Source organism: Gordonia sp. (in: high G+C Gram-positive bacteria) (assembly GCF_049647785.1).
Taxonomy (GTDB): domain Bacteria; phylum Actinomycetota; class Actinomycetes; order Mycobacteriales; family Mycobacteriaceae; genus Gordonia.
Genome location: NZ_JBARYI010000081.1, coordinates 1 through 13316, shown reverse-complemented (window position 1 = coordinate 13316; position 13316 = coordinate 1). Strand labels below are relative to the sequence as shown.

The window sequence follows — 13316 nt, the reverse complement described above, 5'->3', positions numbered from 1 at the left end:
CGATCGTCACCAGAAAGAAACAGAGGACCCATGGCTGACCCAGCAAAGCGGCTGACCTGGCGAATTGTCGCTGCCACCACGGCACTGGCCACCGCGTTTACGTTGACTGCATGCTCATCGAGCAACGACGACAGCGACGCCAACACACTGACCTTGTATTCGGGTCAGCATGAGGAAACTGCGAAGAGTCTCGCGCAGGCGTTTGAGGCGTCGAGCGGTATCAAGGTCAACGTGCGTGCGGGCAAGGACGCCGAGATGACCGGACAGATCGTCGAAGAAGGCGATCGTTCCAAGGCCGACCTGATCATCACCGAGGAGCCGGGCGCCATGGCCGGGCTCGACAAGAACGGCCTGCTCAGCCCCGTCGACAAGTCGGTCCTTGCGGTCCCGGACCAGCGGTTCGTGCCGTCGACCGGCAACTGGGTTCCGTGGGCGGCCCGCGCGCGCGTAATGTTCTTCGATCCCAAGCTGATCAAGGAAGGCGACCTCCCTCCGTCGATCCTCGATCTGACGAAGCCGGAGTGGAAGGGCAAGTTCGCGTACGCCCCGTCTGGCGCATTCAAGTCGACAACGGCCTACCTGATCAACACGATCGGCAAGGACCGGACCCTCGAATGGCTCAAGGGCATCAAGGAAAACGGCGTCAACGAGCAGTCGAACGGGAAGGTCCGCGACAGCGTCGAGGCCGGTCAACATCCCTTCGGCCTGTCGAACCACTACTACTGGTACATCATGGCCAAGGACAAGGGCGGCGAGGCCAATGTGACCTCGCGCGTGCACTTCATGAACAACGACGACGCCGGTGCGCTCATGCTGGCCTCGGGTGCCGGCGTCCTGAAGTCGAGTTCCAAGCAGAAGGAAGCAGCCCAGTTCTTGAAGTGGATCGTCGCCGCTGACGGTGGCCAGAAGGTCCTCGCCGAGAACAGTCCGCAGTTCCCACTGACGCCCGGCGTCAAGAGCAGCTACGGCCTGCCCGATCTCAAGTCGTTGACCTTCCCTGTCTTCGATCAGGCGTCGCTGCAAAACACCGCCGAAGCGAATGACTTGCTGAAGCAGAGCGGCATCATCTGACGGTGACCCTTCCCCAAGACCCCGATACCGGTTCCAACGCCATCGCGGCATTGGAACCGGTATCGGTGCTTGGCACCGACGGGCTGGAACTGGACGTCGACGCCGCAAGTAAGCAGTCGCGGATTCGACGGGGCCGACCGCCCATCGCCCTGGTTGTTCCAGGCATTCTGGTGGCCGTGGCGGCCATCGCGCCCGCCGCCTATTTGCTGTTCCGCGCTGGTTTTAGCTTTACGCTCCTGCTCGACGAACTCGACAATCCGTCGACCGTGCCGCTGATTTGGAACACGCTCAAACTGCTCGTCCTGGTTTGCGGATTCACTGTGATCCTTGGTGTTGGCTTGGCCGTGCTCATCGCCCGCACCACCCTGCCGATGCCGCGCGTGTGGACGGTACTGCTTACCTTGCCCCTCGGCGTGCCGACCTTTGTCGGATCGTATGCGTGGGTGGCGTTTAGCTACCGTTACTTCCCCGGCTCGACCCTGATCTTTGGGCTCGGTGGCGCGACAGCCATTCTGACCCTCACCCTATTTCCCTACGTTTTCCTGCCGACGCTAACCGCATTGCGCAGACTCGACCCCGCGCAGGAGGAAGCAGCCCGAGCTCTGGGGCGTGGCCCGGTGGCCGCGTTCCTCCGCGTGACCCTGCCTCAATTACGCCCGGCGATCGCCACCGGCATGCTGATTATCGGCTTGCATCTGCTCGCCGAATTCGGTGCGCTACAGATGCTCAACTACCAAACTTTGACGACGGTCATCGTCCAACAGCAGACCGTGTTGGGGATGCCGGAGTCGGCTCGCGCACTGGCCGTAGTGCTGGCGGTCGGAGCGATTGGACTCCTCCTGCTCGATCGCGTGCTGCGCGGTAAGCGGCGCCCGGTCCGCACTGGCAGCGGGACCCCGCGGCCTCCGCTGCGCTGGAAACTCGGCTACAGCACGCCACTGTGGACAGCGCTCTGCGCGGCGGTCGTAGCTGGTGCCCTCGCGGTGCCTCTCTGGGTGACCGGAAGCGGCATCATCAATCACCTGACCGGCAGTGGCATCTCTATCGATTGGGCCGAACTCGGGAATGCGGCAGGTAACACGGCGAAGTGGGCACTGTCGGCGGCCGTCCTCGCCACCCTGTGCGCCATTCCGGTCAGCCTGCTCGCCGCGCGCTACCCCGGCCGCATCTCGACACTGATCGAGCGTTCCACCTGGGTGGCGCACGCGCTGCCGGGCGTCATCATGGCACTGTCGCTGGTGTTCATCTCGGTGCGGTGGATGTTCCCGCTCTATCAGACGTCCACCCTGCTGGTCATCGGCTACGTCGTCCTGTTCCTGCCGCTTGCCGTCGGATCGCAGCAGGTCGGATTCGGGCAGGCCGCTCCGGCGTTCGACGACATGTCACGGTCCCTCGGAAAGGGGCCGTTCGAGACGTTCACGCGGGTCACCATGCCGCTTGCGCTACCCGCGATCGGAACGGGTGCCCTCCTCGTCGGACTTGATGCAGGCAAGGAACTGACCACGACGCTGTTACTTCGTCCCACCGGCGAGCACTCCCTCGCCACGGCCCTATGGGCGACCACCAACGGCGAAGTACTCGACTTCACCGCTGCCAGTCCGTACGGGTTAGCTCTCCTGCTGATCGGTGCGATTCCGGCGATTCTCCTTGCTCGGTCGACGGTCCGGAAATAGGCGCTCGCCATTCTCCACAGCGATCGCTAAGCGTCCAGGGTCAGATGGATCCTCTGCAAGGTTCCGGAGTCACGATCCCCGTGGGGCTTGTTTCGAGACGTTCCTCCACTCATCTCGACGTATGCCCCACTCTTTGTCGGCACCTCGTCGTAACGTATTTCTCAACCGTCACACGTTAGGAACCAACGATGCGCGCAGTGAAGCTGACTTCACCGGGAACCCTCGAAATGGTCGAGGTCGAGAAGCCCGAACCTGGTCCGGGCGAGGTGCGAGTCAAGGTCGCTGGCGCAGGCCTGTGCCACTCCGATCTGCACATTTTGCATTTGCCAGTACCGTGGCCGGGCCCCGACCCCACGCTCGGACATGAGGGCGCGGGCTGGATCGATGCGGTCGGTCCCGACGTGACGGGCCTCGACATTGGCAGTGCGGTCTTGGTGAACCTGATCTGGAGCTGCGGCCAGTGCCGACCGTGCATCCTGGGACGCGACAACGCCTGCATCAGCGGCGGCCGGTACATGTACCCGCCCACCCCTGGACTCGGTCCCGACGGGGCCATGGCCGAATACATGATCGTGCCAGCGCGCCATGCCATGCCGCTCGGCAAACTCGACCCGGTGAGCGCCGGTCCGCTAGCCGACGCCGCCCTCACTCCAATGCGGGCCATCAGTTCGGCCCGCGACTGGTTGACGCCCGGTTCCACGGCTGTCGTGATCGGTGTCGGCGGGCTTGGCCACATGGCCGTCCAAATTCTCGCCGCCAGCACCGGCGCCCGAATCATCGCCGTCGACATGGCCGACGACAAACTCGCACTCGCCCGCAAACACGGGGCCGACCTCGTCCTTAAATCCGACGCCGCCGCTGCGGCCATCCTCGCCGAATCCGACGGGTACGGAGCCGACGCCGTCTTCGACTTCGTCGGCGTGCAGCAAACCGTCGACCTCGCGCGCGGCGTCGTCGCACCGGAAGGCGCGCTCCGCCTGGTGGGACTCGGCGGCGGAAAAATCGACCTCGGAGCCGAAGCGAACACCGGTGTCATCCCGTGGGGTGTCGACATTCGGAAGTCGTACGGCGGCACCCGCGCCGACCTCATCGAAGTCATCGCGCTGGCAGCACAAGGCAAGCTCACCGTCGAACACACGCTGTATCCGCTAGCAGACTTTCAGCGCGCCTTTGACGACCTGGAGGCCGGAGCTATCGCCGGCCGAGCCATTCTCACGCCGTAGGAGTTACGCGAAACGCTCGTTGGTCTGTGGATCGTAGAGTCGGAAGCCCAGCTCGCGCATCACGTCGATGACCGTGTTGATGTCTGCGGCCTCGACACCGTAGCCAGTGCAGGTCACCGCTTGAGTGTCGACGAAGATGTCGAACACCGGGCTTCCCTCGAGGTGACTGCCCGGCGGGTAAAGCAGACTCTGCGACCACCTCCAGCCGTCGATCCCGCTGAGTGCCCGCTCAACGCCAGCCTTGTCGACCAGCGCGACGTGTTCGACGCGCTCACCCGTATTGAGCCGACGATAGGTGTCCATGCAGTCCGCCGCATCGTCACCTGACCAAAATGACAACGTGTAACTCATGTGCCGATTCTCCACGACATGGAGCTCCCGGTCAGCAGTATCGGGGACCGGACCATCGAGGACGGAACCGTCGAGGACTGGGACGGGAAATTCAACGTGGAGGAGCTCGCACTGACATACTCGGCAAATGCCTCAGCACGTCAGCGCCGACGAAGTCGATGATTTCGAAACCGCCACCCGCGATCTCGTCGGCCTAGCACTGCGCAGCGTCGACCACGTCGACATGTCACTCCCCCAATTCCGTCTGCTGTTGACCCTCCACGAAATCGGACCCGCCAGTTCGACCGACTGCGCACGGGCGCTTGGCGTGGTCGGATCGTCGATCACCAGACTCGCCGACCGACTCCACACGTCGGGTCATCTGGTTCGTGGCAGCGATCCCAGTCACCGCAGCATCGTGCGACTGGAACTGACCGACACCGGACGCAAAGTGGTCAGGCAGGTCAACGACCGGCGACGGACCGAACTCGCCGCAGCACTCAGCCATCTCACTCCCGAAGCTCGCGCCGACTGCGCACAAGCTTTGCGCGACCTCCATTCAGTTCTCAGCGAAGAGGGCAAAAACGACGATCTGCGACGACATTTGCCGCTCTAGTGTCACACCGCGTGATTTGACCGAATCAAGTCTTGCATTGTGCAAGACTTGACGTAGGCAATGATTGCGGTCACGCAGGGAACCGTGCGCCATCGTTGCGTTCCGGTGCCGCCGCGTCGACGGCACCCGGTCCTGAGAACCAGTGATTGGAGAAATCATGAGTACCGACACCGCAATCCGCGGACCGCAGAAGCTCGGCCCGTTGACCCCGCTGGTCGGCATCTGGGAAGGCGACACGGGCGTCGACCTCTCGTACCACAACAAAGACGACGAGACGAGTAAGACGTCGTACTTCGAGCGCGCAACGTTCAAGCCGATCCCGGTTCAGGAGAACGGACAGCAGACCCTGTGGGGCCTGAACTATTCGATGACCGCGTGGCGGCACGGCGAAGAAGGCATGGATCCGTTCCACGACGAGATCGGTTTCCTGCTCTGGGACAAAATCAACGGTCAGGTCATGCGCACGGTCGTTTTTGGTCGCGGTATCGCGATCCAGGCGGGCAGTGATGCCGGCCCGCACGACACCGTCCTCCACTTCAATGCCAGCCCCGGTGACCCAAGCTATGGCATCCTGCAGAACAAGTACCTGATGGAGCGCGCTGAGATCAAGAGCTTCACCAGCAACTTCACGATCATCGACGACGACACCTTCTCGTACAACTCAGACCTGCTGATGCGTCTGGCCGCGACCGGCGGGGAAATGCACCACACCGACGAGAACACCCTGCGCCGCGTGAAGCGCTTCCATCCGGGATCTGAATTCAACTGATCCGTGAGATTTGGCGTTCCATGCCGCCGATCGTGACCTCATCCGGGTCACAATCGGCGGCAGTGCCACTTCTACGGCTACGCGAGCTCCGTAACCTGGCCGCGCTCGACGTGCCACCGACGGCCGACGCGCACGTTCTCGAGCATTCGGCGGTCGTGAGTGACGAGCAGGAGCGCCCCGGTGTACGCCTCCAGTGCCTGCTCAAGCTGCTCGATCGCCGGGAGGTCCAGGTGGTTGGTCGGCTCATCGAGAACCAGCACGTTGGTGCCGCGCGCCTGAAGGAGCGCGAGCGCGACCCGAGTCCGCTCCCCCGGCGAGAGCTCCCCCACCGGTCGTTGAACGTGATCGGCCCGGAGCCCGAATTTAGCGAGCAGCGTGCGAACTTCCTCGGTGGTGAAGTCGGGGACCAGACTTTCAAACCGGTCGGCGAGCATTTCCTCACCCGAGAAGAGTCCCCGGGCCTGATCGATCTCGCCGATCGCGACGCTGCTACCCAGCTGGGCGGTACCGTCGTCTGGGGTTGTGCGACCCAAAATTAACCCAAGCAAGGTCGACTTACCGGCCCCGTTCGGGCCCGTAATCCCGATCCGGTCACCCGCGTTGACCTGTAACGACACTGGCCCGAGGGTAAAGTCACCCTGCCGACGGACCGCATTGTTCAACGTCGAAACAACCGAACTCGATCGGGGTGCGGCACCGATCGTAAACTCCAGCACCCATTCCTTTCGGGGCTCGGCGACCTCGTCCAACCGCGCGATCCGGCTTTCCATCTGCCGCACCTTCTGCGCCTGCTTTTCACTCGACTCGGTGGCGGCGCGGCGTCGGACTTTGTCGTTGTCCGGGTTTTTCTTCATCGCGTTGCGGACACCCTGGCTGGACCATTCACGTTGAGTCCGGGCACGCGAGACCAAGTCGGCCTTCTTATCCGCGAACTCCTCGTATGCTTCACGCTTATGCCTGCGGGCCACCTCGCGCTCTTCCAGGTAGCTTTCGTACCCGCCACCGAAGAGCGTGTTGGTATTTTGCGCCAAATCTAACTCCAGCACTTTGGTGACGCTACGGGCCAGGAACTCCCGGTCGTGGCTCACCAACACCACCCCGCCGCGCATACCGCCAACCACCTCTTCCAGCCGGACCAGCCCCTCAAGATCGAGGTCGTTGGTCGGCTCGTCGAGCAGCACAATGTCGAAGCGCGAACACAGCAGGGCCGCTAAGCCGACCCGAGCCGCCTGGCCGCCCGACAGGCCCGTCATCAGCGCCGACGCCGGATCGCCGCCCAACGTCACCCCATCGAGGCCCAGGTCCGCGAGCACAGCGGGTAGTCGCTCATCGAGGTCTGCAGCTCCGGTCGCCAGCCAATGATCAAGGGCCACGGCGTAGAAATCCGCAGGGTCGACAGACCCGGACGCCTCGTCGGCAAGCGCATCGGCGGCCGCGTTCATCGCATCGGTCGCCGCCGCGCACCCGGTGCGACGTGCGACGTACTGGCCGACGGTCTCGCCCTCAATACGCTGGTGTTCCTGGGGCAGCCAGCCGACGAAGGCATCCGACGGCGAGCACGTCACTGTGCCCTCCAGCGGCGCGAGATCGCCAGCCAACACGCGAAGCAGGGTGCTCTTGCCTGCGCCGTTGGCACCCACCACGCCGATGACGTCGCCCGGCGCGACCGTCAGGTCGAGGTGGTCGAACAAAACACGATGCGCGTACCCGCCGGAGAGGTCTTTCGCGACGAGAGTTGCAGTCATGCGTCCTATGGTCCCACTCGAACTAGCGCCGCCGCGCATTCAGTGCCACGTACACCATCCTCAACATCAACTCCGTGCCATTGATGATCGGATCGATCCTCATACGCCTGTGACCGCAATTACATTGGGGCGTCGTCAATATTCTTGCCCGACCCACGCCACTTGGAGTTCGCTTTGGCCACTCGTTCTCGCCTCCGCCAATCTGCAGCCGCAGCCACAGCCGCCGCGGCCAGCGCCGCGCTCGTTGCAGGTGCAACGTTGGTCCCATCGGTCACGCAGCCTGAGCCCCAGCGGACTACCGTCGCAGACCCGATGCTCGCCTCGTCGACCGCGATGTTGGGCGGAATCGCTGCGGACCCAGAGGGCATCATCAAACTCCTCATCGGCAACGGCGGCTGGAATTTCGTCAAGAACGAGTTCGGCGATAGCAGCGCCACCGCGATCGGCCCCGGCTTTGCCATTGCCGCCGCAGACAAGGGCGAGTCCGCAAACGCCTTCGCTCTCGGGGGCCTAGCAATTGCGACCACCGACATCACGATCTTCGACATTCTCGGGTTCAAGGGATTCAAGATCCCCACCGGCCAAGCCTCATGCATCGGAGTCGTCGCGTTCGCGACATCGTCCACCGATGGCATGTGCCTCAACCTGCTTGGCACGGTTGACGCCGACTATCGCACCGATGCCGGTGAGGTTTCGCTCGGCGTCACCAATCCCCTCGCTCTGATTGGGTTACTCACCGGAGACAAGGATCTGCTCGGCCTGATCAAGGAAGTCGTCGCTGGCAAGCCGCTCTCGCGGATCCTGACCGACGACTTCGCTCGAATCACCCTCGGCGGTACTGAACTGGTGAAACTGACGTCCGACTACGCGTTCTCACCGCTGTCGGCATATCCCGGAGCTATCGCGCTCGGCTGGCTCGGCGGTCAACTGGTCCTGTTCCCGACCATTACGAACGGCATTTTGAAGGGCAACGTCAACTACCTGGGTGTGCCCGCCCTCGACTTCTCGAACTTCGGGAAGCTCGACAACATCAGCAGTTTGATCCCGTCACTGTCGGTCGGCCAGTTCAAGACTCCCATCCCCGGGGTGACGATCCCAGAACTGTCGACGGGTGATTTGCTGAGCCCGCAGTCGACGTCGTCGGTAAACCCGAATGCTCTGTCGCGGACGGCAGATGTACCCGAGTTGGCGGCAGATCCCGCGCCGCAGGTGCCAGCCGAGGCGCCGGTCGCTCCCGAGCTGCCTATGCCGACTGACCCTGGTGCGCCGACGGACCCAACTGTGTCGACACCCGTCGACGACGCGCCTGCACCGAGTGCGGACACAACCCCGAGCACAGGTTCGGACGCGGCCCCGGCCGACGTGCCCATCGAAATCGACGCCGCCGCGTAACGACAGTCAAAACACCGGTGGCGGGAAATGGATAACCATCTCCCGCCACCGGTGTTTTTGCGTACTTGCGCTCTAGCTGTAGTCGTAGAACCCACGACCGGTCTTGCGGCCCAGACGACCGGCGTCGACCATACGACGCAGCAGTGCTGGCGGCGCGAAGTGCGGCTCAGCGAACTCCGCGTACAGCGACTCCGCGGCAGCGAGGCAGATGTCGAGGCCGACGGTGTCGCACAGCGTCAGCGGGCCCATCGGGTAGCCGCAGCCGCCCTTCATTGCTGCGTCGATGTCCTCGGCACTGGCGTAGCCGGAGTCGTACATGCGGATGGCCTGGCACAGGTACGGAATCAGCAGGGCGTTCACGATGAAGCCCGAACGGTCGCCAGCCTGGACGGTGGTCTTGCCGAGGACGGTTCCCGCGTACTCGGTGACAGCGGCGGCCGTTTCCGGTGCGGTGGTCAGGGCGGAGATGATCTCGACGAGCGGCATCACCGGGACGGGGTTGAAGAAGTGCACGCCAACGACGCGCTCGGGATGCGCCGTGGCTGCGGCGATCTTGATGATCGGGATCGACGAGGTGTTGGTGGCGAGGATCGTCTCCGGCTTCACGACGGCGTCGAGCTTGGCGAAGATGTCGTGCTTGATGGCCTCGACCTCGGGGGCCGCCTCGATGACCAGCTCGCGGTCTGCGAACTCGTTGACGTCGAGGGTCACCTTGACGCGGCCGATGGCTGCGTCGGCGTCTTCCTGCGAGATCTTGCCCTTGGCGACGCCGCGGCTGATCGACTTGGTGATTCGCGCGGTCGCTGCGTCAGCGAATTCCTGCTTGGTTTCTAGAACCAGCACGTCGCTTCCGGCCTTTGCACACACTTCAGCAATACCGGCACCCATGGTGCCTCCGCCGATCACGCCAATGAGATTCACAAATAACTCCAAACTGAGCGGGCCAGAAAATCAGTGCCCGGATTCATTGCTGTCGATTGAACAGAATAGTGGTCAATCACCTGGCATTTCGAATCCTGCCCCGAGCGTTGCAACATTCATCACAGGTCAAGCCCGTTAATCCGCAGAATGTCGCCGGGTGCGTTCACAATAGTCACTCGTCCACCATGGCCCGGGTCGGGATCGGGCAGGAGTCCGTCGGCATCAATGAGGTAGACGTCGTGGCCGTCGAGTGTGAGTCGCCGAATAGCTTCGAGAATCATGCGGCGACCAACGTCCGCGATTGACCCGACTCGGACGATTCCGATTCCTACCCGTTTGGTGGTTAGCGGCTCTTCGACGAGGTTCCGAAGGAAGCGTTCCGCTCCGGCAAAAGCAAGGTTGCCCTGCAGCGAAACTATCGTTATCGCCTCGTCGCCTTCACCGACAATTCGGCGGCCACGGACGGCAGCCAGTCCGGGGGGCGCTACGTCCATCAGATGCATGCCCATCTCTGACGTGAAGCGTTGGAAGAGTTCGGCCCCGCGCACGCTGTTGCCATGCTTGTCCAGGCGCGGAGAAAAGGTTGCGATACCTGCTTGTCCCGGCAACGCGCCGATCATGCCGCCCGCCACGCCACTCTTGGCCGGGACACCGACCCTCGTCATCCAATCACCGGCACCGTCGTACATGCCGCACGTCGCCATCACGCTGAGCGTTTGCCTGACGACCGCCGCGGGGACCACCGGTGCACCGGTCACCGGGTTGACGCCTCGGTTCGAGAGTGTCGCCGCCATCCGCGCAAGATCTTCGACGGTCACCAGAAGTGAGCACTGCCGCGTGTAGCCCGCGACAGCAATGAGCGGATCATCGTGGATGGTCCCGTTGGCCCGCAACATGTTTGCCAATGCCCGATTGCGGAACGAGGTGCTGATCTCCGACTCGAATACCGACTCGTCGACTTCCAGTCGACGACCGGCAAAGGCGCTGAGACCGTCGACGATCCGTTCCACCTGCTGATCTGCCGTCGCATCGTGTCGGCCAACTAGCGAGTGAGTCGCTATGGCACCCGCGTTGATCATCGGATTGAGCGGTCGCCCGAACTCCGTGTCGAACGACATCTCGTTGAACGCGTCACCGCTGGGTTCCACGCCGACCTTGCCCAGCACCTCGTCGAATCCGCGGTCTGCGAGGGCCAGCGCATAGACGAAGGGCTTGGAGATCGACTGGATGCTGAACTCCACCTCGCAGTCGCCCTGCGAGTACATCTGGCCGTCCTCGGTACAGACTGCGACAGCGAGTCGATCGGGGTCGGCGTCGCGCAGTTCCGGAATGTAGTCGGCAGTGGCACCGGAGTGATCCGGTTCGACCGAGGAAAGTGCTGACGCGAGGTAATCAGGGATTGGTGATCGCACGATCGCAGCGTACGGCGCGACCCCAGTTATCGCACCGGTTGTGGTTGTCGCGCCAAAGTGCGACAACCACATCTGGTGCGACAACTGAAGCCGGGCGGGCCAGGGCTGCCGACTCTGCGGGTACAACCTGCTGGTGTTCCCCGTGCTGCTCGGCGACAAGGGTCCCGATAGATAGTCAAGGACATGCTCGCGTAGCTGCCAGGCTGACGACCGCCTGCCCGATCACCTCGGCCCGCCGTCGCGGTGTCCGCGCCTTCAGGATCTCCAGGATGATCGCGTACCGATCCGACCGGCCCAACGCGTCGAACGCCGAGGCCGCCATCGGGCTAGCCGCGAGTGCCGCGACCAGATCGTCCGGTGGTTCCGCCGTCCGCTGCGACTCGTAGGCGGCGTCCCACCGGCCGTCGGCCATGGCGCGCTCCACCTCCGCGAATCCCGCCGGACGTACCCGACCCGCAGCCGCGAGGGCCTCGAATTTGCCGACGTTGATCTTCGACCACGAACTCGTTGCCCGCCGCGGCGAATACCGCTGGAGGAAGGAGTCGTCGTCGTTCGCGCGGCGCTGCCCGTCAATCCACCCGAAGCACAGGGCACCGTCAAGAGCGTCCCCGATTGTTAGACCGGGCATGGCCGATCGACTCTTCGCGATCCGCAACCAGGCATCCGACCGGTCCGCGTGGTGCTCGTCGAGCCACGCTTCCCACTCGTCACCGTCAGTGAAGGCGAGGATCCCGTCGCGGTCCATCCTGCGATACTGCCACTCGCCTGCGGTCGTGACGACTCGTCGCTATGGGGTGCCCATGGGAGGATTCGGACGAATGCCGCAAGCACTCCTTGGGAATGGAGGTCGTCTGCCTTTAGAGGCCGACGCCGCGCTTGGACAGCCAAGCCTGCGGATTGACCGGATTACCCTGTGCGTTCCAGACTTCGTAGTGCAGGTGGGGGCCCGTCGAGTTGCCGCGGTTGCCCACGGTGGCGATCTTCTGACCGGCGATCACCCGCTGCCCCTTGTGCACAAAGCTCTCGTTGACGTGACCGAAAATGCCGGTGGTGCCGTCGTCCTGCTTGACACGGATCCACAGCCCGTAACCCGAGGCCGGGCCGGATTCAAGCACGACGCCGTCAGTCACCGCGTAGACCGGGGTGCCGATCTTGGCTGCGATGTCGACGCCGTTGTGGTGCGTGCCCCAGCGAGGGCCATAGTGCGAGGTGACGGTGCCCGACGCCGGCTTCACCGCACGGCCGGGGAAGGAAACATTCGGCACCGCCAGACCGCGGACCGCGTCGTCGAGTTCCTTCGGCAGTTCCAGGTTCTCCGGCAACGTGATGTTCCCGGGCAGCACAATCGGTGCCTCCGACTTCTTCGCCGGCTTCGCCGCGGCCTCACCGGCCGAGACGGTGGCCAGTCCGACGGCACCGGCGAACGCGGCCACCGCGCCGACACGGATCGGCATGGACATCCCGGTCCGGGCCACGCGATGGCGGCCGCGGCGCGCGGGCTGGCCGGCAGCGGGGTTCATAGAGTTGACAGCGTTCACGCGGTACTGCGGCACAATCACGTCCGTTCGAATTTGGTAACGATTTGGAATCGACAAAGACACGGCGAGGTTACCTAATCTTCTGAGCAGAGACAACAAAGGGCGGCGACGACGCTCGCCGACCGAGGCCCTGCACCGCCCTTCGTACCGGGGACGTGGCAACGGCTGGGAACCGGCCACAGGACGACACCGAGTGCACGGTGGACCATCCGGGCACGACGAAACCCCCGACCGGCCGGGGTGTCCGGCTGGTCGGGCAGGTTACGCCCCCAACAGGCGCTCGAGGTGGGCCTCGAGCCGAGAATCCTCCGGAGCCGGCGGGCCGTGCGGGCCGTTCACCGGCAACAACTCCGCGTGGTGGGTCGGGTTGACCCGCCACACCGCCGGGCGCCCCGGCTGGCGGGGCCGCCAAGCGACCCGGCCCCGGGCGGGGCCGTCCACAACGAGTTTGGTTTCCCACGCCCCGACGGTCTTGCCCACGCTGCGGTTGTGCCGCCCACACGCGGCACCCAAATGGTCCACATCCGTGGGACCACCATCGGCCCAATCCGGGAAATGGTGCGCCTCGGTCCGGGCGAACGGGGCATTACACCGGCGTGCGGTGCACCCGCGGTCGCGGGCGAAAA

At 64.0% G+C, this 13316-nt stretch carries 13 protein-coding genes; 6 read left to right on the top strand and 7 right to left on the bottom strand.

Features of this window, described 5'->3' with window-relative positions; translation table 11 throughout:
* Positions 1 to 30: 30 nt before the first annotated feature.
* From WBA38_RS13510 to WBA38_RS13500, 3 genes are all read left to right on the top strand, one after another.
* On the top strand, positions 31 to 1071 hold the full coding sequence (locus WBA38_RS13510; protein ID WP_424296632.1) for an extracellular solute-binding protein: 1041 nt from the start codon (positions 31 to 33) through the stop codon (positions 1069 to 1071).
* Positions 1072 to 1073: 2 nt separating this feature from the next.
* Positions 1074 to 2744 carry an ABC transporter permease gene (locus WBA38_RS13505; protein ID WP_424322902.1) on the top strand — a complete coding sequence of 557 codons (1671 nt, stop codon included), beginning with the start codon at positions 1074 to 1076 and terminating at the stop codon, positions 2742 to 2744.
* Positions 2745 to 2932: 188 nt separating this feature from the next.
* Positions 2933 to 3967, top strand: a complete 1035-nt coding sequence (locus WBA38_RS13500) for an NAD(P)-dependent alcohol dehydrogenase (RefSeq protein WP_424322901.1) — start codon at positions 2933 to 2935, stop codon at positions 3965 to 3967.
* Between the two features lie 3 nt (positions 3968 to 3970).
* Here WBA38_RS13500 and WBA38_RS13495 read toward each other — a convergent pair whose 3' ends face one another.
* Positions 3971 to 4318 (bottom strand): hypothetical protein, encoded by a 348-nt coding sequence (locus tag WBA38_RS13495; RefSeq protein ID WP_424322900.1) that lies wholly within the window; start codon positions 4316 to 4318, stop codon positions 3971 to 3973.
* 127 nt (positions 4319 to 4445) lie between these two features.
* Between WBA38_RS13495 and WBA38_RS13490 the strand changes: the two genes are divergently transcribed.
* Positions 4446 to 4913, top strand: a complete 468-nt coding sequence (locus WBA38_RS13490; protein WP_424296626.1) for a MarR family winged helix-turn-helix transcriptional regulator — start codon at positions 4446 to 4448, stop codon at positions 4911 to 4913.
* Between the two features lie 157 nt (positions 4914 to 5070).
* A complete protein-coding gene (locus WBA38_RS13485; protein ID WP_424296624.1) occupies positions 5071 to 5682 on the top strand; it encodes a heme-binding beta-barrel domain-containing protein in 612 nt (203 codons plus the stop codon).
* A gap of 77 nt (positions 5683 to 5759) precedes the next feature.
* Here the strand turns inward: WBA38_RS13485 and WBA38_RS13480 are convergent, their stop codons facing one another.
* The gene (locus WBA38_RS13480) at positions 5760 to 7427 is read right to left on the bottom strand and encodes an ABC-F family ATP-binding cassette domain-containing protein (protein WP_424322899.1); all 1668 of its coding nucleotides are present in this window, start codon (positions 7425 to 7427) and stop codon (positions 5760 to 5762) included.
* 174 nt (positions 7428 to 7601) lie between these two features.
* Here WBA38_RS13480 and WBA38_RS13475 point away from each other — a divergent pair, with 174 nt between their 5' ends.
* Complete coding sequence (locus tag WBA38_RS13475) at positions 7602 to 8819, top strand: hypothetical protein (RefSeq protein ID WP_424296620.1); 1218 nt, start codon at positions 7602 to 7604, stop codon at positions 8817 to 8819.
* A 72-nt stretch (positions 8820 to 8891) separates the two neighbouring features.
* Here WBA38_RS13475 and WBA38_RS13470 read toward each other — a convergent pair whose 3' ends face one another.
* The 5 genes from WBA38_RS13470 to WBA38_RS13450 all read right to left on the bottom strand — a co-directional run.
* Complete coding sequence (locus WBA38_RS13470) at positions 8892 to 9740, bottom strand: 3-hydroxybutyryl-CoA dehydrogenase (RefSeq protein WP_424296618.1); 849 nt, start codon at positions 9738 to 9740, stop codon at positions 8892 to 8894.
* A 119-nt stretch (positions 9741 to 9859) separates the two neighbouring features.
* On the bottom strand, positions 9860 to 11152 hold the full coding sequence (locus WBA38_RS13465; protein WP_424322898.1) for a glutaminase: 1293 nt from the start codon (positions 11150 to 11152) through the stop codon (positions 9860 to 9862).
* Between the two features lie 175 nt (positions 11153 to 11327).
* Positions 11328 to 11897, bottom strand: a complete 570-nt coding sequence (locus WBA38_RS13460; protein WP_424322897.1) for a YdeI/OmpD-associated family protein — start codon at positions 11895 to 11897, stop codon at positions 11328 to 11330.
* A gap of 112 nt (positions 11898 to 12009) precedes the next feature.
* Positions 12010 to 12672, bottom strand: a complete 663-nt coding sequence (locus WBA38_RS13455) for a M23 family metallopeptidase (RefSeq protein ID WP_424322896.1) — start codon at positions 12670 to 12672, stop codon at positions 12010 to 12012.
* A 279-nt stretch (positions 12673 to 12951) separates the two neighbouring features.
* A partial coding sequence (locus WBA38_RS13450; protein ID WP_424322895.1) for an HNH endonuclease signature motif containing protein occupies positions 12952 to 13316 on the bottom strand: 365 nt, incomplete at its 5' end.